Origin of the sequence: Motilimonas pumila (assembly GCF_003596335.1) — a bacterium.
Taxonomy (GTDB): domain Bacteria; phylum Pseudomonadota; class Gammaproteobacteria; order Enterobacterales; family CBDFNC01; genus Motilimonas; species Motilimonas pumila.
The window spans coordinates 238,703-261,789 of the sequence record NZ_QZCH01000001.1; the positions used below are offsets into that span (position 1 = coordinate 238,703).

Consider the following 23,087-nt stretch of genomic DNA (forward strand, 5'->3'; position numbering starts at 1 on the left):
AAAATTAACGTAACTAAAGGATATAGTTATGAACATGAAAAAAGGGATGCTTCATGCGTCCGTAATTGCTGCCCTTGGTGCAATACTTCTCCCTACTAGCGCGATGGCGCACGGTAGCATGGAAAAACCATTAAGCCGTGTATATGGTTGTGCCCAAGGTGATATTGAAAATCTAAAAGATGAAGCGTGTTTAGCTGCTTCTCAAGTCAGTGGTAAATCAACTTTTTACGATTGGAGTGGTGTAGCTCAAGGTGGCGCTGATAGCAATCACCTAGCAGTAGTACCCGATGGTAAATTGTGTAGTGGTGGTAACAGCTACTACGACGGTCTTGATCTTGTTCGTGATGACTGGACTGCTACTCCTATCTATGCTGACGCTCAAGGTAACTTTGAGTTTGTCTTTAACGGTGAGCCTGCTCCACACCAAACTAAAGATTGGATCTTCTATGTTACTAAACCTAACTACAACCCACTTGAACCATTAAAGTGGAGTGACCTTGAAGAGTTTTGTCGCTTAGGTAACGTGCCTACCGATGAAAACAAACGCTACAACCTAACATGTCCATTGCCAGAGCGTGACGGCAAACACGTTATCTATAACGTATGGCAACGTAGCGATAGCCCAGAAGCTTTCTACACTTGTATTGACGTAGAATTTGTTACGCCAGTAACCGGTTGGGAGAACTTAGGTAAACTGGTTGCCAACACAACGCTAGAAGCAGGTGACTACGTTAACTTCCGCCTATTCGACGCAAATTTCAGCGATGCTGAGACTATTCGCGTTGATATTACAGCTGCCAACGTGAACCCTGCCCAGTGGGCTTACGACCTAGCAAACGCGATCAACGCACAATCACAATATGCTAAAGCGGGTGTTCCTGATGCTCAAGGCAACATTGTGGCTGTTGAAGGCGCCAATGCTAACAGCGTTTACATTGCTGAAGGTTCACAGCTGTCGTTCAAGATCGACAAAAGAAAAAGCGGCGAACCAACACAAAAACCATGGAACACAGGCTTAGTTTACAACAAAGGTGACATCGTAAGTCACAACGGTAAGCTATATGAAAGCCAGTGGTGGAACCAAGGCAATGAGCCGGGTGCATCACAATGGGGTCCATGGAAAGAAGTGGATGGTGGTACAACTCCTACTCAACCACCAGTAACGCAGCCTCCTGTGACTGAGCCGCCGGTAACACAACCACCTGTATCTCAGCCTCCAGTAACCCAGCCTCCAGTTACTCAACCACCTGTGACTGAGCCACCTGTGACTCAACCGCCTGTGACTGAGCCGCCTGTGACTCAACCACCAGTAACTGACGCTCCTAGCTTACCAGCTTGGGATGCATCAGCTGTTTATACTGGCGGTGATCAAGTGTCTTTCCAAGGCCAAAGCTACCAAGCTAAATGGTGGACACAAGGTGATGATCCAGCTAAGTCTGGTCAATGGGGTGTGTGGAAAAAGCTATAAGCTAGTTCCCAAACTAACCAATTGATAAAAAGCCCTGCTTAGCAGGGCTTTTTTTGTTAATTGAGCCAAGTAATAATCACTCGACACAAAAAAACCAGCCTGAGCTGGTTTTAATAATGCTTAATTGAAGGAGCAAACCTTCAATTCGAAAGTTTGCAATTAAGCAACAATCTCAAGTAGTTCAACTTCAAACACTAGGGTGCTGTATGGACCAATTGCACCGCCCGCACCGCGCTCGCCGTAAGCAAGGCTGTATGGAATAGTCAATTTGTATTTAGAACCTACTGGCATTAGTTGCAGTGCTTCTGTCCAACCAGCGATTACGCCGTTTACTGGGAACTCAGCCGGCTCACCGCGTTGTACTGAGCTATCAAACACAGTGCCATCAATCAGCTGACCGTGGTAGTGAGTACGAACAGTAGAAGCAGCGGTCGGTTTCTCGCCTGTGCCTTGAGTGATCACTTCATATTGAAGACCTGACTCAGTCACAACTACGCCGTCTTTCTTAGCATTTTCAGCTAGGAATGCTTCGCCTTCTTTTGATAATTCTTTTGCTTGCTCAGCTTGCTTCTCTTGGATTTGCGCCGCAATGATTTGGAATGCTTCACCCAGAGCTTGCTCATCTACTTGGCTCGCTTGACCGCCAAACGCGTCTGCAACGCCTTCTTGAACCGCTTCAATAACTAAACCGTCAAATGGGTTTGCAGCCAGTTGCTCGCCTAGCTGACGACCAATACCGTAACTTACTTTAGCTTCAGTTGAAGCAAATTTATTATCAGACATATCTCTTCTCAGATGATGAAAAAAGGCGAGTCTATCAAAATCCGTAAGTGATAGCGACCGCCAGCCCAGGCTATTAAGTTAAGGCCTTCACCACGGCGCGAATTTGCGTTTCACTGGTCACATTCAAATTCATATCATCTGCACTGCCCATACTGGGCTGCTGCCCTGAAACTGTCATGTAACTTTGTCGCTGACTTTTGCCGGAAAGGTGAACTTCATGCACGCCTGAGATATCGACGATCTGTTTAACGTTAGTACCTGAAACCCCCGCCCCTGCCATAATGCTAATCCGATTATTTGCTTGCACCACCATTTGCTTAAGCGTGTTAACACCAGCAAGCGCAGTTTGCTCTTGACCCGAAGTTAGCACTCGCTCACAGCCTGCTGCAATGATGGTTTCCAAGGCATCTTCCACATTGGCAACAAGATCAATTGCGCGGTGAAACGTCACCCCCATTTGACCCGCTTCAGCCACCAAGGACTTGAGTACTTGGCGGTCTATGTTGGCTTGCTTATCGAGTACACCCAACACCACACCTTGAGCCCCGGCTCTGCGCGCCGCATAAATGTCGCTGAGCATAATCGCCACTTCGTCTTCACTGTAAAAAAAATCACCACTGCGCGGGCGGATCATGACATAAACGGGAATACTGGCGTGCTGGCAGGCTGCTTTAATTAAGCCATAATTAGGCGTAATTCCACCTAAGGCCAACGCGCCGCATAACTCGATACGGTTAGCGCCACCACGCTGTGCGCTGTTAAGAGATTCAAAATTATCAATGCATACTTCTACGTTCATAGCTTTCCCCAGAAAAAAGAAAGGGAGCCATAGGCTCCCTGTTAAACTTGATAATCCCTATCGAGTGTCATCTTAGCTCAATTGCATTCAATCGAACTTATCTTTACTTATCATTACGTAACGATAGTAGTGAATAAATGCCGTGAGCAACACTGCTATTATTGACGGTAATTTAATAATGCCGCGCCGCGCACTCCGCCGGCGCCACCAAACTGTGCTTTACTGATTTTAGGCAATTGCACGTTTGGAATAAGTTTCGCGGGTAATCGCTTTGGCAATTCGCTATAAATATCTTCAAATGCTGCTAATCCCCCACCAAAAACGATGGCTTCTGGATCAAGCACCATAATAGATGTCGACAAACCCGCTGCTAATACTTCTAAATAAATATCTACAGCTTTAAGGGCTACGTCATCTTTTTCACGATACAGCGCAAGGATTTCAGGGCCCTTTTTAGGCTCATCGGCAAAATGGTTGTAAATATTTGCTAATCCAGTGCCTGAAGAATACGTTTCCAGTGACCCTTTATGACCAAGGCCTGAAACAAATAAAGGAAGATCAGGGTACTTCTCAGTCATCGTAGCAGGAATACAGTAATGACCTATTTCACCGGCAAAAAAGTTCAACCCAGAAACCACATTACCATTAACGAATAACGCGCCACCAACCCCGGTGCCCAAGGTTACGCCTAATACATTCGAGCAACCATCAGCCGCGCCGCCGTAACATTCAGAGATCAAAAAACAGTTTGCATCATTTTGAATCGCTACGCGGCGATCAATCAACTGCTCCAAATCTTTTTGCAGCGGTTTACCGTTCATGCCGGGTAAATTTGCACAAATTAAAGTGTCATCTTTGGGGTTAATCGCCCCTGGGAAGCCAATGCCTACCATGCCGCGGCAACCAAACTCTTCATCTGCCTTAAGCACAGTGTCGGTAAATATCTTTAAAAATGCTTGATAATCGTCAGCAGGAGTTTCCACGCGCTGGTTTGCCAGCAGGTTAAGCTTCTGATCATAGACAGAGAATTCAATTTTCGTTCCGCCTAGGTCAAATCCGTACAACATATATCACTCCTGGTTGATTCTAATTTTTTATTGCAAAAGGTCAGCAGCCACAAGGAAACTGCTTCCATAGGGCAATCAAACTGCGCATATTGTATTGATTTACGGCTAAAATAAAAGTGACCTATTTCTAGCTTAAGTCGAAAAATATAGTACGCGCTGGCAATTATGTTGTATTTTTACTAATGTTTTATTTGATATAAATCTATTTTGCTCAATTCAAAGCATGAAATCCCTAAATTTGTTAGAAATAAACCTACCAAGCAAGGCGTTCCCCCTCCCAATGCTTGCTCACACCGCTATAAAAGCAAGTAGCGCTTCTCGTTGATACATCACATTTCCGATTAAAAAAGACTGATTTTTTTTTAACCACCCCAAGTTATTCTTTCTTAGTGACTTTCACTAAACAAAAACACTATCTCAGTGAAGATGTATGGATATGCTTAACTGGCTTGTCAAATTCTCTTACGACAAAAGTCTGGTTCATTATTATTTGATTTACTATTAAATAAAGGCCTGTAAAATAAGAGAAATAAAAAATTAATAAAGCCACCCTCACAGGTGGCTTTTCTATGCAGCAATATTGAGCCTGTGTAAAATTGATACCGTTAACGCTATTACAAGGAATGAAAGTGTTTAAGAAGTTGTTTAATGCAAGCCTCGCAATAGTGCTTGCCTGCAGTGCTTTACTGCCACAAGTAGCGGTCGCCAATGCGACTTCGCTGACCATAGTTTCGGAGCTGCGCCCCGCTTGGAAGCGTAATTTTAACCCATTTAACTCTTCCCACCGACTGCCGACTACAATGCAGTTTATATACGAGCCATTGATCGTATTTAACGAGCTGCAAGGCGGGAAGCCGGTTTACCGCCTAGCCACTGATCATTGGTTTTCAAAGGATCTGAAAACACTGACCTTTGTGATTAGAGAAAATGTAACTTGGTCTGATGGCGAACCTTTCACTGCAGATGATGTTATTTTTTCAATGCGACTTGCAATGCGCAATAAAGCATTGGACGTTCGAGGTATCGCTGAAGACATCGAGAGTGTAAGTCGTGTTGGGCGTCACAAGGTCGAAATTAAGCTGAACAAGGTAGATGCAGGTTTAGATATTCGTATCGTGCGTGCGCCCATCGTCCCTAAGCATATTTTCTCTAAGATAAAGCCCGAAGATATACCTTCATTTGATAATCCGCACCCAGTGGGTACAGGCCCTTTTACGGAAGTGACCATGTTTAACTGGTCTGTTTACGTTCAGTGTCGCAACCCTTATTACTATGACAACAAAGAGTTAGACATAGATTGCTTAAAGAGCCCGGTAGTTAACAACAACGCCGAATTGCTCAAAGCCGCCATTAAAGGTCGCTTAGATTGGACTTCATCGTTTATTCCTGATATCGAAGACGTCTTGCTAAGCAAAAACCAAAGCACAAAATACTGGTTTCCTGCAGCCGGTACTGCTTCATTCATGGTGAACTTTAAAACCCCTAATGCTAACAACCGTAAAGCGTTTAATAACATTAACTTTCGCCGCGCTTTCTCGATGGCAATTGATCGTGAGCGAGTCGTGCAAGAAGCTGGCTCAGGTTACTGGTCGGTCAACCGTTACCCAAGTGGTTTAGGGGATCAGTTTAAACCGTGGGCTAACGGTACAACCCAAAACTTTTATAAAAAGTACAATACTTATGACATCACTGGGGCAAAGCTGCTACTAGCAGAAGCCGGCTTTCGGGATTTTGATGGCGACGGATTTGTAGAAAACCCAGACGGCAGCGCTATTAAGTTTGATATTTTGGTACCAAACGGTTGGTCTGACCACGTAGCCGCAACCGAAATTGGTATTGAAGGCCTTCGCAGCATTGGTATCAATGCCGGCATCGCACTGCCAGAGTTTGGTGAGCTGACTGACTTGGTGAAAGAAGCAGACTACGACGCCCAGTTTACTAACTACTTTGCCGGCGCGACGCCACATCATTATTATCACTCTGGCTTTCACTCAAGCCAAATGAATAAAGCCCGTTTTGCAGGTCACCATAACGTTGACCTCATGCTTGACAAACTGATTGACGCCTTTAACCGCACCACAGACCAGAACAAGCGCGAAGAAGTAATGCACCGTATTCAAGAGCGCATTGGTTCACAGCAAGTGATAATGCCGGTAATTAGCTCTAACTTTAATTACCAATATGATGACATTAGCTTCACAGGCTGGTTTAACGCAGAAAATCCGGGGGGTATTCCAGTTATTCACCCTGATATTCCAGAGCGTCTGTTACACGTACTGTCCTTAAAGCCGGTACCAAAAGAAGAGCAAAGCAAGAAAATCTAATTGAGTTTGCGATAAGACATAAAAGCTGAGCGTATAGCTCAGCTTTTTTTTGCTTTAAATTCTTCCTGCTTGCTCTTCTGTTGGTGTGTGGCTGTGGGCTATCGCAGCGATGTAGGCATCCTAGGAAGGTGTGGATTTACTTGCAGATTAAGCAGCAGCACTCATTAAACAATGGTTGTGGTTAAAAAACATCCAGACATAAAAAAAGCCACTGTCAGCAGTGGCTTTTAACTTGATGAATATAAACGTTACTTAGTCAGGTCATCAAAGAACTTTTTCACGCCGTCGAAGAAACCTTCTTCTTTTGGCTTGTGTTTGTTACCCTTCGAGCCTTGCATGGTTTCATTAAACTCTTTCAGTAAGCTCTTTTGCTTGTCAGACAGCTTGATCGGCGTTTCAACGTAAACTTTACATACCAAGTCACCCACGGCACCACCACGCACAGACTTAACACCTTTACCGCGCATGCGGAACATGCGGCCAGTTTGCGTTTCTTCTGGTATCTTGAGCTTCACCCGACCGTCCAAAGTAGGCACTTCAATTTCACCGCCTAGAGCTGCTTCAACAAAACCGATTGGCACTTCACAATATAAGTTACTGCCATCACGAACAAAGATATCATGTTCTTTAACATGTACTTGTACGTATAGGTCACCGGCTTGCGCGCCACTGTCACCCGCTTCACCTTCGCCAGACAAACGAATACGATCGCCCGTATCTACGCCAGCTGGGATTTTAACGGATAACGTCTTGGTCTTCTCGTAACGACCTTCACCGTGACACTTGCTACAAGGGTCTTTAATCACTTTGCCTTTACCGCGACAGGTAGGACAAGCTTGCTGCACTGCGAAGAAACCTTGGCGCATTTGCACTTGGCCTTGACCATGACAAGTACCACAAGTGGTTGCTTTAGTGCCAGGTTTAGCGCCTGAGCCATTACACTGTTCACAGTGCACTAACGCGGGAATTTTAATTTCTTTAGAAATACCTTTAACCGCTTCTTCAAGGGTTAATTCCATGTTGTAACGTAAGTCTGCTCCACGTTGCGGGCGCTGAGCACCACCACCGCGACGACCACCGCCACCAAAGATATCACCAAAGACATCACCAAAGATGTCACCGAAATCTTGTGCGCCACCATGGCCACCACGATTTGGATCAACACCTGCATGTCCGAATTGATCGTACGCGGCTTTTTTCTGAGCATCACTCAGTACTTCGTAAGCTTCTTTAACTTCTTTAAACTTGTCTTCCGAATCTTTATCACCTTTTGTACGGTCAGGGTGATACTTCATCGCTAGACGTTTATAAGCTTTTTTAATTTCACGCTCGCCGGCATCTTTGCCTAGGCCCAGTACTTCATAATAATCGCGTTTAGACATGATTTTTTCTACTTCCTAGATAAACACATACGGGCGAAGGTTTCCCTTCGCCCGCCATAATCAGTTTGAGTGACGCCTAACTAATTATTTTTTGTCGTCTTTGACTTCTTCGAACTCAGCGTCAACAACGTCGTCGTCTGCAGCTTGTTGCTGCTGCGCACCTGCGTCAGCGCCCGGCGCCCCCTGTTGGGCTTGCGCTTGTTGCTGAGCAATTTCCATCAGCTTTTGAGACGCTTCCATCAGTGCTTGAGATTTTGCATCAATGGCTTCTTTGTCTTCGCCTTTAGTTGCTTCTTCAAGCTCTTTTACTGCCGCTTCGATTTTTTCTTTGTCTTCAGCTGGTAGCGCGTCGCCTGCTTCTTCAACTTGCTTACGTGTACCATGTACCAAAGCATCGCCTTGGTTACGCGCTTGAACAAGTTCTTCGAACTTCTTATCAGACTCAGCATTTGCTTCCGCTTCTGCTACCATCTTGTTGATTTCATCATCAGATAGACCTGAGCTTGCCTGAATCGTAATCTTCTGTTCTTTACCTGTGTCTTTATCTTTAGCAGACACGTGCAAGATACCGTCAGCATCAAGGTCAAAAGTCACTTCGATTTGTGGCACACCGCGTTGCGCTGGACGAATACCTTCTAGGTTAAATTGACCCAGAGATTTGTTGTCTGCAGCACGTTTACGCTCACCTTGAATAACATGAACCGTTACCGCACTTTGGTTGTCGTCAGCAGTAGAGAACACTTGTGAGCCCTTCGTTGGGATAGTGGTGTTCTTTTCAACTACCGGCGTCATCACGCCACCCATAGTTTCGATACCCAGAGACAGAGGTGTAACGTCTAATAGCAATACGTCAGTCTTGTCACCTGATAATACGCCACCTTGGATAGCCGCGCCCATAGCAACCGCTTCATCAGGGTTAACGTCTTTACGAGCTTCTTTACCAAAGAACTCGGCCACTTTAGTCTGCACAAGTGGCATACGCGTTTGGCCACCCACCAAGATAACGTCATTTACGTCGTTAACCGATAGATCAGCGTCTTGTAGTGCAATGCGTAATGGTTCAAGAGTTGCTTCAACCATGTCTTCAACCAATGACTCTAACTTAGCACGAGTTAGCTTGATGTTTAGGTGCTTAGGACCTGTTGCATCAGCTGTGATGTAAGGCAGGTTTACATCTGTTTGTTGCGCAGAAGATAGCTCAATTTTTGCTTTTTCAGCCGCTTCTTTTAAACGCTGCATCGCCAGTGGATCTGTTGTTAAGTCAAAGCTTTGTTCTTTCTTGAACTCGTCAACCAAGTAGTTGATAACACGGTTATCGAAGTCTTCACCACCTAAGTGAGTGTCACCGTTAGTCGCTAGTACTTCAAACGTCTTCTCGCCGTCTACTTCATCAATTTCGATGATAGAAATATCAAATGTACCGCCACCTAAGTCATAAACGGCAACAACATTGTCACCTTTTACGCTGTTCACACCGTATGCAAATGCTGCGGCTGTTGGCTCATTGATGATACGTTTTACGTCTAAACCAGCAATACGACCAGCATCTTTTGTTGCTTGGCGCTGAGAGTCATTGAAGTACGCAGGCACTGTGATAACGGCTTCAGTGATAGTTTCACCGAGGTAATCTTCCGCCGTTTTCTTCATTTTCTTAAGTACTTCTGCAGACACTTGTGGCGGAGCCATTTTCTTGTCTTTAGCACTTACCCAAGCATCACCGTTGTCAGCTTTAACGATTTTGAATGGCATGATTTTGATATCACGCTGAACTTCTTCATCTTCAAAACGACGACCGATTAGACGCTTGATTGCAAAAAGCGTATTTTCAGGGTTAGTAACAGACTGACGTTTAGCAGGTTGACCAACTAACGTTTCACCATCATCCGCGTAAGCGATGATAGAAGGTGTTGTACGATGACCTTCAGCATTCTCGATAACTTTAGCTGAATCGCCATCTAAGATAGCAACACAAGAGTTAGTAGTACCTAAGTCAATACCTATGATTTTACCCATTTGGCTTTCTCCAAAATTGATTCTTTTATTTACCTTGGACAAACATTGAGGCATTTTTGATGCCGTTGTCCGTCTATGCTTCTTATATGGGGCTTAGAAATAAGGCTTCAAGGGTAAAAAATAAAAAAGTTTCATTTTTTATTGCATCTCGGTGACGAAGATGCTCAAGATCGAAATGAGAATTAACTACACAAATGAAATTGCAGTGAGCAATATTGAGCCTCGAACTGCCGCCCACTTGATGTGGCTGCAAGCAGTTTTGGTTTACCCACAAAAAAGCCCGCTATGAACAAGCGGGCTTAAGGCATTTTTTCGCACTCGTGCTACGCGAAGCGCGAAAATTAAGCTTTGGTGTCTACAGCAGGTTCTGCGCTCGCTTTCGATACCATTACCATTGCTGGGCGAATCACACGTCCATTAAGTTCGTAGCCTTTTTGCATAACAGCAATAACAGTGTTAGCCGGTACGCCCGGCACTTCTTGCATGCTCATTGCTTGATGCTTATCAGGATCAAAGCTTTCATCTTTTGGATCAATAGCAAGTACGCCAAATTTTTCTACCGAGCTCAGCATGGATTTTAGCGTTAACTCTACGCCTTCAATCATTGGCTTCAGAGCTTCATCTTCTCTATCTGCGTGGCTAAGAGCTAATTCCATATTATCAATAACCGGTAATAACTCAGCGGCGAACTTATCCAATGCAAACTTGTGCGCTTTCTCTACGTCTTGGGCACTGCGACGGCGCATATTGTCTATTTCAGCGGCAGCACGTACTACAGAGTCTTTTTGATCTGCAATTTTATCTTCTGCTGCAGCTAACTTAGCTTCCAGCTCAGCAATACGGCTTGCTTCTTCAGAAACAATCTCACCTTCCACCGCTTGCGCTTCAACTTCTTGCTCTACGGCTTCATTTACCGCTTGCTCATCAGGCGCGATATCTTTTTGTTCGCTGCTCATGTTTACTCCAATTATTCGTTTAACTAACAATTCATCTGCCTATTATGGGGATCACAGAGTCAGATTCAACCCGGCAAAGGAAAAGCTTTAATTGCAGTTATAATAAATAGTTATAAAATGCCTAAAATACCGGCGAACTGTTTCGCTAAAACATAGAGTTATAAATATGAGCACAACCTTCTCGCGGATTGGACTAATTGGTAAGCCAGATCACTTAGGGGCGAACCAAACGCTCAAAGCTCTTTATCAATACCTCACGGCGCAAGATTACAGCGTAGTGATTGAGACTCAAGTGGCGCAAGAACTGGCGATTGCCGGTGCACGGGCGCAGCCTTTGGTCGAACTTGGCAGTCAAGTCGATTTGGTAATTGTGGTCGGTGGTGACGGTAATATGCTAGGAGCTGCACGTGTATTGTCACGCTTTGACGTCGCCGTCATTGGCGTTAACCGCGGTAACTTAGGCTTTCTTACCGATTTAGACCCCGACTCTTTCGAACAACAACTGTGTGATGTGTTAGCCGGTAAGTACCGCACAGAGCATAGGTTTTTACTACAGGCCGAAGTCTACCGCCATGGCGAGCTCAAAAGTACTAATACAGCAATGAACGAAGCGGTTTTGCATCCTGACAAAATTGCGCACATGATTGAGTTTGAAGTCTTTGTTAACGGAGAATACATGCTGCACCAAAGAGCAGACGGCATGATAGTCTCAACACCAACAGGATCAACCGCCTACTCCTTATCAGGCGGAGGACCCATTCTGACTCCTAATCTCGATGCCATTAGCTTAGTGCCTATGTTTCCCCATACCTTGGGCAGCCGCCCTATAGTGCTTGATGGTAACTCTGAAGTACGACTGGTTGTCGCAACCAGTAATAAAGCCAATATGCTGGTCAGTTGTGACGGCCATGTCTCTTTGCCTGTCATGCCTGGCGATGAGGTGCTGATCAAAAAACACGACAACAAACTGAAACTCATTCATCCACTCGATTACAACTATTTCAATGTGTTGCAGCAAAAGCTCGGGTGGGAGAAAAAGCCGTTTTAAAAAATTCATTCAACGCCACTTTACTGTATAAAAAAACAGTTTATACTGACTTTATATACAGTAATTATGACTTGGATGATTATGCTTACTCAACTCACCGTTAGTAATTTTGCAATTGTTAAATTTCTTGAGCTCGAATTTGCTCATGGCATGACCAGTATTACAGGGGAAACCGGCGCTGGTAAATCGATAGCTATCGATGCGCTGGGGCTATGCTTGGGTGACCGTTGTGATGCCAACATGGTACGCCCCGGTGAGAAAAAAGCCGAGATAACCGCCCGCTTCAATGTAGAAAACATACCTAACGCTCTCAAATGGCTGCAAGAAAACGCCTTAGATAATGACAACGAGTGCATCATACGTCGCACCATTACCCAAGAGGGGCGCTCACGAGCATACATCAACAGCATTCCAGTCCCCTTATCTCAACTTAAAAATATCGGTCAATTACTGGTGCATATTCACGGCCAGCATGCCCACCAAACATTACTGCGCAGTGATGTGCAGTTACAATTACTGGATCAATATGCCGGCCACAAAGCACTACTTCGAAAAGTTAAAGACTGCTATCAAGGCTGGCACTTTCTCAAAAAAGAACTCAACAATGCACTAGCCTTGCAGTCCGAACACGATGCACGCAAGCAATTGTTGGAATATCAGGTACAAGAACTGGACGACTTTGCATTACAACCTGAAGAGTTTGAACAAATTGAGCAAGAACATAAACGCTTAGCCAACAGCGGCACTTTAATATCAGAAAGCCAAGCAAGCCTCACCTTACTAGCTGAAGGCGACGAAGTGAATGCCATCAGTCTGTTACAAGCTTGCTGTTCTAAATTAGAACAGCAAGCAGACAGTGATGAATCTCTGAATGCGATTACTAGCATATTGCACGAAGCCATCATTCAAGCTGAAGAAGCCAGCAGCGAATTGCGCCACTATTGCGACAGTTTAGAAATGGACCCTGAACAGTTTCAGTACCTTGATGAACGATTGGGCATGGCATTACAGCTAGCACGTAAGCACCATGTTGCACCGGAAGAGCTGCCTAAAAAGCACGCCAGTTTGCAAAAAGAACTTAATAATATTTCAGGCACGCAAGCGCGAATAGAAAAGCTGACGCTGGAACTAACACAAGCCCGAGACAGCTATCTAAACGAAGCGCAGAAACTCAGTAAAAGTCGCGGCCGTTACGCCCAAGATTTAGGTAAAAAAATCACCCAAAGCATGCACCAATTAAGCATGCCAGACGGTAAGTTTGACATCGTATTACAAACGGACGAAACACCCGAGATCAATGCCATGGGCATCGACCATATCGACTTTAGAGTCTCTGCCAACCCAGGTCAGCCAATCCAAGCTTTAGGAAAAGTGGCTTCAGGGGGTGAGTTGTCTCGAATCAGCTTGGCGATTCAAGTCATTACATCGCAAAAAGCGTCAACCCCCACCATGATTTTTGATGAGGTAGACGTAGGTATCAGTGGCCCAACAGCTGCCGTAGTCGGTAAGTTACTGCGCCAACTTGGTCAAACCACACAAGTATTTTGTGTGACTCACTTGCCGCAAGTCGCTGGGCATGGCCATCAGCAGATGTTTGTTAATAAACAAACAGATGGTAAAACTACAGAAACTTCCATGTTTCAACTTAAGCAAGAAGATCGCCTACACGAACTGGCGCGCCTATTAGGAGGCAATGAGATAACCGCCACCACTTTGGCCAACGCCAAAGAGCTACTCATCAACTAAAAAATTGTTATCGAAAATGGATTTTTGATGAACTGCTTTTACTTCACCCGCAAGACTGGGTATGATTTGCAACAGTGATGCATTTAAATGAAATGGAAATATGCGATTAAAGAGCTTTTTAACAGCCGGTATACTTGCCTTCTCGTTATCCGGTTGTAGTGCCGCTTATGACGCCATCGTGTTCCAAATTGATGTGGGCCAAGGCAACTTTGTTGAAGAAAAACAAGTACAACAATTAACCTTAGGCATGAACCGAGAACAAGTTAGCTATATCATGGGCTCGCCTATGATGATAGATACCTTCGACGCCGATAAATGGTACTACCTGTATTACTTTAAGCCCGGCGGTGAAAAGGTTGAGCAAAAACAAATTGAATTGGTGTTTAAAGACGAAAAACTGATTCAAGTAAAAGGCGATGACACCTTAACTTCACTCGTTAAAAAGTAGCCACTTGTAATTATTTACCTTGAAGATAAAGCGGAGCTAAGCCTTCGCTTTATTTGTTTTTGCTCGCCCCCCCGTAATTTTATCTGCTCGCCCCTCTTGTTTGGCTTTTTCTGCCCGGAGTTTGCGCATTTCTTTAGGGTCGGCAATCAGCGGACGATAAATCTCTATTCTGTCATGTTCACGAATGGTATCAGAGAGCTTAGCGGGTCGGCTAAACACGCCCACTTTGGCTTTTTCAACATCAATTTCTGGAAACACACTTTCAATGTGTGAACGAATAATGATGTCTTTGATGGTCAAGCCAGGCTCTACGTCTAACGCAATAATTTTTTGCTTCTCGGGGGTCGCGTAAGCTACCTCAACCTTGATCATTTCATCAGCCACGATAAACCTCTTTGGCGCGTTCAGAAAAAGCTTTTATCATAGAGTTACATAGTTCGTGGAACACGCGACCAAATGCCATTTCTACCAGTTTGCTGCTGAATTCAAATTCTAAATCTAACGCAACTTTACAGGCTTTGTCATCGAGAGCAGTAAATGTCCACCCGCCTTGCAAGTGTTTAAAGGGGCCATCAACGAGTTTCATGATAATTTGCTGACCATGTACCAAAGTATTCTCGGTCGTAAAGGTTTTTTTAATGCCCGCTTTTGCGACTGCCACTGAGGCCATCATGGCTGAAGATTCGTGGGATAACACTTTGGTTTCTTCACAACCGGGCAAAAACTCGGGGTAAGCATGAACGTCGTTTACCAACTCATACATCTCTTGAGCGCTAAACATCACCAAAGCAGAACGGGAAATCTGTGCCATTTACTCTCTCACACGCAAACAAAAGAAACATTTTATCACTTTTTATGACAATGTTCAGTCCTCTTAAACGAGCCTTAACATTGTTAGTTAACGCTTAAACTGCAACAAATCCGTCACGTTATTTTCATCCAACTGTCACCTGGCAAAGTCAATATGACGCCGTTTTCTAAGAAACATCACAGATTATAAATAAAGGGTTACGGAAGATGAAAAAAACAATTCTAGCGACGACGGTTTTTGCCGCTTTATCTGCACCAGCAATGGCTATGGAACCTTGGGAACTTTACGGTACAGCTAACATTTCTATCGGCCAAAATAGTGCTGATAGCTACACTGACGCTGACGGCAACAAAGTAGGCAGTGAAGACGAAATGCGTGTTGAGTCTCACACTTCGAAATTTGGTCTTAAAGGTGGCGTTGAAATCAGTGAAGCCCTTGCTGCTATCTACAAGCTTGAATTTGGCATCGATACCACTAATGGCTCAAAAGACAACATCAAAGGCCGTAACCAATACGCAGGCCTGCAAGGCAACTTTGGCCAAGTAGTCATTGGTCGTAACGACACTGCGTTTAAAACAGCTAAAGGTAAAATTGACCTGTTCAGTGACTACGAAGGTGACATGAAGCACACCTTTAAAGGTAACCAACGCGCTGACCAAACGCTAACTTACGCTCTGCCTAAGCTAAGCGGCTTCTTCGGTAAAGCCACTTATGTTGCAGAGCAAGACGAAGATCAAGACGGCGAAAACGGCTTCGCACTTAACATCGGTTACGGTGATGCAAAACTGAAGAAAACAAACTTCTACCTAGCCGCTGCCTACCAAGACAAAATTGCCGGTTACGACGGTTGGCGTTTAGCAGCTGCTGGCTCGCTATACAACTTCAAGTTAGGTGCTATCTACCAACAACTTGAAGATCAAGACAAGGTAGACCGTGATTCATGGTTGCTCAGCGCCGGTTACTCTGCGGGTAACTGGTTCCCAAAAATTCAGTACAGCGTACAAGAAGTTGGTGGTAATGACTACAATGACGTTTTCTCTGTTGGCGTAGATTATAAGCTACACAAGAAGACCAAATTATTCGCATACTGGACAGGCAATGATTTTGATAGCAATGGCAAAAGTGACCTATCTACGATTGCTTTAGGCATTAAACACAGTTTCTAATCCGCCTTCTTAAACAGATTTGTTATTAAAGCCTCCAAATATGGAGGCTTTTTTGATGCTGGCTATTTCTTTCTGAGAGCAGCGGCATATAATAGTTGGCTATGGCTAAAAAGAAATCTAAATCTAAAGTTGGCTCAAATACTATCGCCCTTAATAAAAAGGCGCGACACGACTTTCATTTGAGCGACAAAATTGAAGCTGGCCTTGAACTCCAAGGTTGGGAAGTAAAATCGCTGCGCGCGGGCAAAGTAAACATCGCGGACAGTTATGTTTTTTTGAAAAATGGCGAAGCTTATTTACTTGCTGCGACCATCACACCGTTGGACAAAGCCAGTACTCACAGTATTTGCGAGCCCATGAGAAGTCGCAAGTTGCTGCTTAAGCGAAAAGAGCTGGAAACCTTAATTGGTAAAGTTGAGCGCCAAGGTTTCACCCTAGTTGCTACTGCAATGTATTGGAAAAAGAACTGGGTAAAACTTGAGATTGCTTTGGGTAAAGGTAAGAAAGAACACGATAAACGTTCCGATATTAAAGATCGCGAATGGCAAGTACAAAAAGAGCGCGCCATGAAACATAAGGTTCGTTAATTGATAATCGCAGTTTTAAAACGCTTTATTGCTGTTACAAAATAAAGTACACTGCCAACCATATCTTGGGGCTGATTTAGGATTCGACGGGATTCACGAAACCCAAGGTGCATGCCGAGGTGCGGCTGGCCTCGTAAAAAGCCGCAAAGTTATAGTTGCAAACGACGATAACTACGCTCTAGCAGCTTAGGCTAGCTAGCCTTCCTCCCACGTCTCTTCTATGGGCAGGGTTCAGGAAGGTCATCAACATAGAATAGCGAGGGAAACTTGTCTGAGGTTGAACCGCGAAACAGTATCAGGCTCGCCATCTTAAATCCTGTTAGTCGGAGTTAAGCTGGTTAACCAAAAGACTAACTAAGCATGTAGTACCTAGGATGTAGGCTTTTCGGACGGGGGTTCAAATCCCCCCAGCTCCACCACATCCAAGATAGAAAAGACGCCCATGGGCGTCTTTTTTTTGCCCTCATTTTGACACATGTCTCTGCCACAAGCCTTACAGCAAAAGCTAAACGGTCAGTTTAGAGCCATCTAGGCCGAGCTTTACTATGGCTGCTCCTGGTTTGGCGTAACTTAGGCGGCAGATCCTGTCGCTAGTGTGGTAACTATCTAAACCAGAGACAGTTGCAATTTGCAGTGACTCTAAATCAAGGTACCCGTCAGTTTGCAATGCTTGTGAGGGAACATGAAGCAACTCTATTTCACCTACAATTAACTGCGTCTGATTGCTATTAATGGTGATTTTTTCAACAAGTTTCAAGCCTATTTTAATTGGGCTTTGCGCAACAAAAGGGGCATGAAAGCCATCCAAGTAAATCTCGTTTATGCCTTCCAATTCAAACTCTGATTGCGCTTTGTCAAAGCGTGCCGAAGTTTGGTGCGCAGGGGCTACTAAATCAGCAGTTACCGCGTTAATACTGTAATATTGCGTCGCCAATATATTCTCAAGGGTATGCCTTGCAACTTGGTGGGGTCGCATAATAAATCCAAGCAAAGCAGGATCTGAGCCTAAATGCATCACTGAACTGACAATAGCTAAATTCGTTTGGCCATTGTTGTCACACGTGCCAATCATATTGGCACTCTTAAACCCTGAAACGCTGTTTATCAAACGGGCACGCTGGCGGGTCTCCATTTGCTTGATATCTTGATGTGCAAAGTGTGTTGTTTTATTGCCGTTATTAGCCATGCTGCTGACGCCTCTTTTTGATAGACAATACGTAACTCTTCAATCGCTAGATCATCTAAATCATTGATTTAAAGTCAGGGAATTATAGCGAGAGCCAATGCCTATGAACTTAGCCACTGGCATGTAATAAGGCCAAGATATGCCCAAACTCAAGCAAACTGCCAACTGATAATAAATATCATTAGCAAAATTAAAATTGTTATGTTATAACACACTCATCTTTTATTAATCGATTTAATACCCATGATCAGCACACGCCTCGACAAATTCGCCATCAGCCTTTCTGGCTTATGCCTTGCACACTGTTTACTATTGCCTATCGCACTGACTTTTATTCCTGCACTGACTAGCTTAGGGTTGGCAGACGAGCGTTTCCACCAGCTGCTATTACTGTTTGTCATTCCAACCAGTTTGGTTGCATTAACTCTAGGTTGTAAAAAGCATCAGAGTAAAGTGCCATTTGCGTGGGGGTTGGCGGGCTTAAGTTTATTGATAGCAGGTGCAGTCCTTGGCCATGACCTTGGTGAAATAGCAGAGAAAGGTTTAACTTTTGCGGGTGCCTGCATCATGGCATTTAGCCACTTTAAGAATTATCGCTTATGTCAAAAGCATGACGATTGTAAGTGTCACTCGCAAACAGATTGCTAATTTCTCAGTCATGATGGAAGCGTTGCTTTATCGCTTTTGCTTGCTCTGATAGAAAATAAAAATGCCTAGCTTTGCTAGGCATTTTTATTTCATAAGCACACGAAAAAACATCTAGACCAAAGAGTCCAGAGTCATTACTATCATATCATTAAACGTAGTTTGCCTTTCATCTGAGGTGGTTTGCTCCCCGGTACGAATATGATCTGACACTGTGACTACGCATAGAGCATTTGCGCCAAATTCGGCAGCTACGCCATATAAACCTGCGGCTTCCATCTCTACCCCGAGTACCCCCATCTTTTCCATTACATCAAACATATCAGGGTCTGGTGTATAGAATAGGTCAGCTGAAAATACATTGCCTACTTTAACGGGTATATTAGCAGCGCCAGCTGCGTCTACCGCTTTGCGCAATAATTCATAACTGCCAATGGCAGCAAAGTCATGGCCTTTGAAGCGCATACGGTTAACTTGAGAGTCAGTACAGGCACCCATGGCAACGATAACGTCCCGCACCTTCACCGACTCACTCACGGCGCCACAACTGCCAACTCGTATCAGGTTTTTAACGCCATACTCGGTGATCAGCTCTTTAGCGTATATCGAGCAAGATGGTATCCCCATGCCTGACCCCATAACAGAAACCCGCTTGCCTTTGTAGGTCCCCGTAAAACCAAGCATATTTCGTACATCAGTGACTTGCACCACGTCTTGTAAGAAGGTTTCAGCAATGTACTTAGCCCTCAGCGGATCACCTGGAAATAACACTGTTTCTGCAAAATCACCGGCTGCGGCATTGATATGGGGAGTTGCCATTTTGTTTACCTCAATCACTCAATAAAAAGGAAAATGAACATAATTTATAACTAATAATCGGATTTAATCGTCTTTGTTTCAACACCGATAACCGCCAGCAAATCGCCTAATAAACTAGACGCACCAAATCTAAAGTGGCGACTATTAAGCCAGTTTGGTCCCATTAATCGCTCTGCTAACAGCAAATACTGCTGAGCTTGCTGGGCCGTTTTAACGCCGCCAGCCGCTTTAAAGCCTACATCCTTGCCGCTGGATTTGATAGCATTCAGCATGATTTCAGCAGACTCTAAAGTTGCGTTCACCGCCACTTTTCCTGTGCTGGTTTTAATAAAATCTGCCCCCGCGGCAATGGCAATGTCACTCGCTTGTTGAATAAGCAAAGACGTGTCTAGCTCACCGCTTTCGATAATAACTTTTAGTGCTACAGCTTCGCCACAGGCTTTTTTACACTCGGCCACCAGCTGATAACCAACCTCAACGTCCCCTCTCTGTAAGGCTTTATAGGGAAACACCACATCGACTTCATCTGCACCATAAGCAACAGCAGCTCGCGTCTCTGCCACTGCAATATCAATATCGTCGCCACCTTGGGGGAAGTTGGTTACGGTGGCCACTAAAACTTCCTTGGCTCCCATGTTAGCCAAGGTTTTTTTAGCAATCGGGACAAACCTTGGGTAAACGCACACGGCTGCGGTTGCTCCAACCGCAGTGCTCGCTTGATGACACAAGGCAACGACAATGTCTTCAGTATCATTGTCGTTTAACGTAGTAAGATCCATCAAACCCAGCGCTTGCTGGGCATAGGGTAATAACTCAGACATTTACGCCCACCTTATTGAATAAAAGCTGCATTTAGCTCGCACCTAATGCCATAAATAAACCCGCCAGCGTCGCACTCATAAAATTAGACAAAGAGCCCGCGATGACAGCTCGAATGCCAAACTTGGCGATGTCTGGACGACGGCTTGGCGCAATGGTGCCTAAGCCGCCGAGTAAAATCGCAATTGAAGAAAAGTTAGCAAAGCCACACAATGCAAAAGTCATAATCACTTGAGTCTGGCCAGACAACCCTTCACGAATATCTACGAAGCTAAAATAAGCCACAAACTCATTCAATACCATCTTCTGGCCAATCAAACTGCCTGCTTGAATAACTTCGCCGGCGGGCACGCCCATGACAAAAGCTAAAGGCGAAAAAATATACCCCAAAATGAGTTCTATAGTGATGTCTTGGTAGCCAACTAAGCCTCCGGTCCAACCAACTAAATTATTCAGCAAAGCGATTAAGCCAATAAAAGCCAGCAACATCGCGCCGACATTCAAAGCAAGCTGTAAACCAGAAGAAGCACCCGTGGCGGCAGCATCAATCACGTTAATGGGCTTAGCTTGGTCACCGCCCGCCTCTGCATCGGTTAAATTTTCAATCGGTTTACCGGTTTCAGGCACCATAATTTTGGCCATTAACAAACCACCAGGAGCAGCCATAAACGAAGCTGCGATCAGGTATTTAATCTCAACACCTATGCCTGCTAGCGCGGCCAGTATTGAGCCCGCCACCGAAGCAAGCCCTCCAACCATCACCGCAAACAGCTCTGACTGGGTCATCTTCGCAACAAAAGGGCGCACCACTAAAGGCGCTTCAGTTTGACCAACAAAGATATTCGCCGTAGCAGAAAGTGACTCAGCACGGCTTGTTCCCAACATTTTTTCTAAGGCACCGCCAAAAATTTTGATGACCCACTGCATGATTCCCAGGTAATAAAGCACTGCCATAAAGGCAGAGAAAAAGATAATGACAGGCAGTACCCTAAAGGCAAAAATGAATCCGCCACCGCCAAACAGTTCAAACATTTTATCGCTGACTAAGCCTGCAAATACAAAGTCCATACCGGCTTGAGCGCTGTCGATAACGCTTTGTACCAGGTTAGAAATAGCTTCAAGTACTTGTTGACCAAATGGCACATACAAGACAAACGCGCCAAGGGCCAATTGAATAGCAAAAGCACCGCCTACGGTTCTCAGATTAATAGCCGAACGGTTGGTCGATAATGCCAAGGCGATGGCTAACAACACCACAATGCCAACTAAGCCCATAAATATTTCCATAATGCACCCTATCTGTCAGAAATTGCGCCTCAAGTTAAGCGCTTAACTGATGCTTAGTATAGGCAGCATCTGCTGGGCTTGCCGTGGCAAGCAAGCAAAAAGTAAACATATTTGATCATAAGCAAATTGTTCACAAACAAATACTTATCCGTGAAAGATATGAATTAAAGCATTACAGTAAGGATTTAAGACGCGGAAAAGCGGCGAGCGTATTTTGCCAAAGCGCCTCGCGTATCACAGCTTCCGGCTCAGGTCGTAAGCCACACAAACAGGAAACAATATTGGCCAAACGCTCCGGGCTATTTGCTTGCCCTTGAAACCCATTGACCGGCATATCTGGCGCGTCCGTTTCAAGCACCAGGGCATCTAATGGCAGGGATGCAACCGCTTGGCGCGTTTTATTTGCCCTTGGGTAAGTAATCACTCCGCCAATGCCTACCTTAAAGCCACGATCAATAAAGCTGCATGCCAATTCTTTTGACCCAGAGAAACCATGTAATACACCGCCAAGTTCAAAGCCTTTTAACGCTTGCAATAATTGATGCGCTGTTTTGCGCTGATGCAAGATAACCGGCAACTGAAATTCACTGGCAAGGTCTAATTGTCGTTGGAATATGACTTGTTGTAACGCCATGTCTATATCGATGGCCGCGTCTAAGCCAATTTCGCCAACCGCAATTAAGGTGTTTGTTTTATTCGCAAGGTGCTGACGTAACACATCCAAATCATCGCTTTGCAAACGAGCAAGAAAATAGGGGTGCAAACCGAGGGCATAAAACACTTCAGGGTAGCGCTGGGATAACGTTTTAACTTGCTGCCATCGGCTTCGCTCAGTTCCTGGCACCACTATGGCTGCGAGGGGTAAAGCTTGGCAACGACGTAAAATATTCGTGCGCGCATGATCAAACTCTGCAAAATCAAAGTGGCAGTGGCTATCAATCAGTGCTTTCATTGAACCACCTTTCACCTTATTTAACCTGAACTCGGGATGATGAGTGTCGTAATTATATGATAAATAATAAAACTTTAATTAAGTACAAACTTACCACTCCCGAAATAACCTAATTTTGCCACAATACTGATAGTTTGGTTCCTGTCAAGGCGGAGCCACATGTCCAATAGCCCGCTATTGGCAGTGGCGACAACGCAGAAAGGGACCCAAATAGCTGTGTTGTGAGGCGCTGCTTATCCCGAGTTCAGGTTATTTACACATGGCTATCGCCATCAGGTATTGACCAGATGACCAAAACCTTCGCTTTTCTACTGGCGACCTCGCTTTCAAGCGCGGCACAAAGCGCCGAGCTCACGCTGATTATCAATAATGTCACCGACAACAGTCCATTGTCGATCACTTTTTACGACAATGAAGCTGACTTCTTATCCGACAACGTCGTACACCATTATTATCAAGCAGGCCAAAAAGGTACCACTAAAATAACATTCAACAATCTGCCTGATAACAAACTTGCCTTCACCGTTTTTGCGGACCTAAATCGTAATAATCAGCTAGACCGTTCTTTTTTGGGGATTCCACAAGAGCCTTATGCCTTCTCAAATAATGCCACTGGTACCATGGGACCAGCAGAGTTTAAAGACGCAAAATTTGACCCTAACGCCATGGCAAGCATGACGATCAACTTAATTGACTAGCGCTTTATGATTGCGAGCGCTTAGTAAGGTATAGCCTGCTAAGTACCATTCATAGTACTGGGGTTAAAGCTTTTTACATATGC

General features: G+C 44.7%; 22 protein-coding genes and 1 other RNA gene. 10 read left to right on the top strand and 13 right to left on the bottom strand.

Features of this window, described 5'->3' with window-relative positions; all coding sequences use genetic code 11:
• Positions 1 to 28 precede the first annotated feature (28 nt).
• Entirely contained in the window at positions 29 to 1,468 is a 1,440-nt protein-coding gene (locus tag D1Z90_RS21900; protein WP_119908910.1) for a lytic polysaccharide monooxygenase, read from the top strand.
• Positions 1,469 to 1,627: 159 nt separating this feature from the next.
• On the opposite strand, the gene bamJ is transcribed toward D1Z90_RS21900, so the two are convergent.
• The 3 genes from bamJ to D1Z90_RS01120 all read right to left on the bottom strand — a co-directional run bounded on the left by bamJ (position 1,628) and on the right by D1Z90_RS01120 (position 4,117).
• A complete protein-coding gene (gene bamJ / locus D1Z90_RS01110) occupies positions 1,628 to 2,251 on the bottom strand; it encodes a BamJ family beta-barrel-assembly machinery protein (RefSeq protein WP_119908911.1) in 624 nt (207 codons plus the stop codon).
• Between the two features lie 73 nt (positions 2,252 to 2,324).
• Positions 2,325 to 3,050, bottom strand: coding sequence for a copper homeostasis protein CutC (locus tag D1Z90_RS01115; RefSeq protein WP_119908912.1), 726 nt, complete (start codon positions 3,048 to 3,050; stop codon positions 2,325 to 2,327).
• Positions 3,051 to 3,208: 158 nt separating this feature from the next.
• Positions 3,209 to 4,117 (bottom strand): ROK family protein, encoded by a 909-nt coding sequence (locus tag D1Z90_RS01120; RefSeq protein WP_119908913.1) that lies wholly within the window; start codon positions 4,115 to 4,117, stop codon positions 3,209 to 3,211.
• Positions 4,118 to 4,746: 629 nt separating this feature from the next.
• Here D1Z90_RS01120 and D1Z90_RS01125 point away from each other — a divergent pair.
• Positions 4,747 to 6,441, top strand: a complete 1,695-nt coding sequence (locus D1Z90_RS01125; RefSeq protein WP_198419013.1) for an ABC transporter substrate-binding protein — start codon at positions 4,747 to 4,749, stop codon at positions 6,439 to 6,441.
• Between the two features lie 248 nt (positions 6,442 to 6,689).
• Here the strand turns inward: D1Z90_RS01125 and dnaJ are convergent, their stop codons facing one another.
• From dnaJ to grpE, 3 genes are all read right to left on the bottom strand, one after another.
• Entirely contained in the window at positions 6,690 to 7,823 is a 1,134-nt protein-coding gene (dnaJ, locus tag D1Z90_RS01130; RefSeq protein WP_119908915.1) for a molecular chaperone DnaJ, read from the bottom strand.
• A gap of 84 nt (positions 7,824 to 7,907) precedes the next feature.
• Positions 7,908 to 9,836, bottom strand: a complete 1,929-nt coding sequence (gene dnaK / locus D1Z90_RS01135) for a molecular chaperone DnaK (protein WP_119908916.1) — start codon at positions 9,834 to 9,836, stop codon at positions 7,908 to 7,910.
• 341 nt (positions 9,837 to 10,177) lie between these two features.
• A complete protein-coding gene (gene grpE / locus D1Z90_RS01140) occupies positions 10,178 to 10,804 on the bottom strand; it encodes a nucleotide exchange factor GrpE (RefSeq protein ID WP_438941733.1) in 627 nt (208 codons plus the stop codon).
• Positions 10,805 to 10,958: 154 nt separating this feature from the next.
• Between grpE and nadK the strand changes: the two genes are divergently transcribed.
• The 3 genes from nadK (at position 10,959) to D1Z90_RS01155 (ending at position 14,034) form a co-directional block, all read left to right on the top strand.
• Positions 10,959 to 11,840 carry an NAD(+) kinase gene (gene nadK, locus D1Z90_RS01145; RefSeq protein ID WP_119908918.1) on the top strand — a complete coding sequence of 294 codons (882 nt, stop codon included), beginning with the start codon at positions 10,959 to 10,961 and terminating at the stop codon, positions 11,838 to 11,840.
• A gap of 81 nt (positions 11,841 to 11,921) precedes the next feature.
• Positions 11,922 to 13,586 carry a DNA repair protein RecN gene (gene recN, locus D1Z90_RS01150; protein ID WP_119908919.1) on the top strand — a complete coding sequence of 555 codons (1,665 nt, stop codon included), beginning with the start codon at positions 11,922 to 11,924 and terminating at the stop codon, positions 13,584 to 13,586.
• A gap of 100 nt (positions 13,587 to 13,686) precedes the next feature.
• Complete coding sequence (locus D1Z90_RS01155; protein WP_119908920.1) at positions 13,687 to 14,034, top strand: outer membrane protein assembly factor BamE; 348 nt, start codon at positions 13,687 to 13,689, stop codon at positions 14,032 to 14,034.
• 36 nt (positions 14,035 to 14,070) lie between these two features.
• Here the strand turns inward: D1Z90_RS01155 and D1Z90_RS01160 are convergent, their stop codons facing one another.
• Together D1Z90_RS01160 and D1Z90_RS01165 are read right to left on the bottom strand one after the other, a co-directional pair.
• Positions 14,071 to 14,418: an RnfH family protein gene (locus D1Z90_RS01160; protein ID WP_119908921.1), complete on the bottom strand. Its 348-nt coding sequence runs from the start codon at positions 14,416 to 14,418 to the stop codon at positions 14,071 to 14,073.
• Positions 14,411 to 14,845 (bottom strand): SRPBCC family protein, encoded by a 435-nt coding sequence (locus D1Z90_RS01165; protein ID WP_119908922.1) that lies wholly within the window; start codon positions 14,843 to 14,845, stop codon positions 14,411 to 14,413. Before D1Z90_RS01165 ends, D1Z90_RS01160 begins: the two co-directional genes overlap by 8 nt.
• A gap of 206 nt (positions 14,846 to 15,051) precedes the next feature.
• Between D1Z90_RS01165 and D1Z90_RS01170 the strand changes: the two genes are divergently transcribed.
• The 3 genes from D1Z90_RS01170 to ssrA all read left to right on the top strand — a co-directional run bounded on the left by D1Z90_RS01170 (position 15,052) and on the right by ssrA (position 17,017).
• Entirely contained in the window at positions 15,052 to 16,011 is a 960-nt protein-coding gene (locus D1Z90_RS01170; RefSeq protein WP_119908923.1) for a porin, read from the top strand.
• 101 nt (positions 16,012 to 16,112) lie between these two features.
• Positions 16,113 to 16,598 carry an SsrA-binding protein SmpB gene (gene smpB / locus D1Z90_RS01175; RefSeq protein ID WP_119908924.1) on the top strand — a complete coding sequence of 162 codons (486 nt, stop codon included), beginning with the start codon at positions 16,113 to 16,115 and terminating at the stop codon, positions 16,596 to 16,598.
• A 67-nt stretch (positions 16,599 to 16,665) separates the two neighbouring features.
• Positions 16,666 to 17,017, top strand: a transfer-messenger RNA (tmRNA) gene (ssrA, locus tag D1Z90_RS01180).
• 86 nt (positions 17,018 to 17,103) lie between these two features.
• On the opposite strand, the gene D1Z90_RS01185 is transcribed toward ssrA, so the two are convergent.
• The gene (locus D1Z90_RS01185) at positions 17,104 to 17,784 is read right to left on the bottom strand and encodes a flavin reductase family protein (protein ID WP_119908925.1); all 681 of its coding nucleotides are present in this window, start codon (positions 17,782 to 17,784) and stop codon (positions 17,104 to 17,106) included.
• 243 nt (positions 17,785 to 18,027) lie between these two features.
• On the opposite strand from D1Z90_RS01185, the gene D1Z90_RS01190 reads away from it, so the two are divergent.
• Positions 18,028 to 18,432, top strand: a complete 405-nt coding sequence (locus tag D1Z90_RS01190) for a MerC domain-containing protein (protein ID WP_119908926.1) — start codon at positions 18,028 to 18,030, stop codon at positions 18,430 to 18,432.
• A 111-nt stretch (positions 18,433 to 18,543) separates the two neighbouring features.
• On the opposite strand, the gene deoD is transcribed toward D1Z90_RS01190, so the two are convergent.
• The 4 genes from deoD to D1Z90_RS01210 form a co-directional block, all read right to left on the bottom strand.
• Positions 18,544 to 19,248: a purine-nucleoside phosphorylase gene (deoD, locus tag D1Z90_RS01195; RefSeq protein ID WP_119908927.1), complete on the bottom strand. Its 705-nt coding sequence runs from the start codon at positions 19,246 to 19,248 to the stop codon at positions 18,544 to 18,546.
• A 50-nt stretch (positions 19,249 to 19,298) separates the two neighbouring features.
• Entirely contained in the window at positions 19,299 to 20,069 is a 771-nt protein-coding gene (gene deoC / locus D1Z90_RS01200) for a deoxyribose-phosphate aldolase (RefSeq protein ID WP_119908928.1), read from the bottom strand.
• Positions 20,070 to 20,100: 31 nt separating this feature from the next.
• Entirely contained in the window at positions 20,101 to 21,354 is a 1,254-nt protein-coding gene (locus tag D1Z90_RS01205; protein ID WP_119908929.1) for a NupC/NupG family nucleoside CNT transporter, read from the bottom strand.
• Positions 21,355 to 21,526: 172 nt separating this feature from the next.
• Positions 21,527 to 22,306, bottom strand: coding sequence for a TatD family hydrolase (locus D1Z90_RS01210; protein ID WP_198419014.1), 780 nt, complete (start codon positions 22,304 to 22,306; stop codon positions 21,527 to 21,529).
• Positions 22,307 to 22,593: 287 nt separating this feature from the next.
• On the opposite strand from D1Z90_RS01210, the gene D1Z90_RS01215 reads away from it, so the two are divergent.
• The gene (locus D1Z90_RS01215; protein WP_119908930.1) at positions 22,594 to 23,004 is read left to right on the top strand and encodes a DUF2141 domain-containing protein; all 411 of its coding nucleotides are present in this window, start codon (positions 22,594 to 22,596) and stop codon (positions 23,002 to 23,004) included.
• The last annotated feature ends 83 nt before the right edge of the window (positions 23,005 to 23,087 follow it).

What these genes read in the sequence shown, in the direction of transcription:
- D1Z90_RS21900 (WP_119908910.1), top strand. Translation starts at nt 29, where the DNA reads ATGAACATGAAAAAAGGGATGCTTCATGCGTCCGTAATTGCTGCCCTT.
- bamJ (WP_119908911.1), bottom strand. Translation starts at nt 2,251, where the DNA reads ATGTCTGATAATAAATTTGCTTCAACTGAAGCTAAAGTAAGTTACGGT.
- D1Z90_RS01115 (WP_119908912.1), bottom strand. Translation starts at nt 3,050, where the DNA reads ATGAACGTAGAAGTATGCATTGATAATTTTGAATCTCTTAACAGCGCA.
- D1Z90_RS01120 (WP_119908913.1), bottom strand. Translation starts at nt 4,117, where the DNA reads ATGTTGTACGGATTTGACCTAGGCGGAACGAAAATTGAATTCTCTGTC.
- dnaJ (WP_119908915.1), bottom strand. Translation starts at nt 7,823, where the DNA reads ATGTCTAAACGCGATTATTATGAAGTACTGGGCCTAGGCAAAGATGCC.
- dnaK (WP_119908916.1), bottom strand. Translation starts at nt 9,836, where the DNA reads ATGGGTAAAATCATAGGTATTGACTTAGGTACTACTAACTCTTGTGTT.
- nadK (WP_119908918.1), top strand. Translation starts at nt 10,959, where the DNA reads ATGAGCACAACCTTCTCGCGGATTGGACTAATTGGTAAGCCAGATCAC.
- recN (WP_119908919.1), top strand. Translation starts at nt 11,922, where the DNA reads ATGCTTACTCAACTCACCGTTAGTAATTTTGCAATTGTTAAATTTCTT.
- D1Z90_RS01155 (WP_119908920.1), top strand. Translation starts at nt 13,687, where the DNA reads ATGCGATTAAAGAGCTTTTTAACAGCCGGTATACTTGCCTTCTCGTTA.
- D1Z90_RS01165 (WP_119908922.1), bottom strand. Translation starts at nt 14,845, where the DNA reads ATGGCACAGATTTCCCGTTCTGCTTTGGTGATGTTTAGCGCTCAAGAG.
- D1Z90_RS01170 (WP_119908923.1), top strand. Translation starts at nt 15,052, where the DNA reads ATGAAAAAAACAATTCTAGCGACGACGGTTTTTGCCGCTTTATCTGCA.
- smpB (WP_119908924.1), top strand. Translation starts at nt 16,113, where the DNA reads ATGGCTAAAAAGAAATCTAAATCTAAAGTTGGCTCAAATACTATCGCC.
- D1Z90_RS01185 (WP_119908925.1), bottom strand. Translation starts at nt 17,784, where the DNA reads ATGGCTAATAACGGCAATAAAACAACACACTTTGCACATCAAGATATC.
- D1Z90_RS01190 (WP_119908926.1), top strand. Translation starts at nt 18,028, where the DNA reads ATGATCAGCACACGCCTCGACAAATTCGCCATCAGCCTTTCTGGCTTA.
- deoD (WP_119908927.1), bottom strand. Translation starts at nt 19,248, where the DNA reads ATGGCAACTCCCCATATCAATGCCGCAGCCGGTGATTTTGCAGAAACA.
- deoC (WP_119908928.1), bottom strand. Translation starts at nt 20,069, where the DNA reads ATGTCTGAGTTATTACCCTATGCCCAGCAAGCGCTGGGTTTGATGGAT.
- D1Z90_RS01205 (WP_119908929.1), bottom strand. Translation starts at nt 21,354, where the DNA reads ATGGAAATATTTATGGGCTTAGTTGGCATTGTGGTGTTGTTAGCCATC.
- D1Z90_RS01210 (WP_198419014.1), bottom strand. Translation starts at nt 22,306, where the DNA reads ATGAAAGCACTGATTGATAGCCACTGCCACTTTGATTTTGCAGAGTTT.
- D1Z90_RS01215 (WP_119908930.1), top strand. Translation starts at nt 22,594, where the DNA reads ATGACCAAAACCTTCGCTTTTCTACTGGCGACCTCGCTTTCAAGCGCG.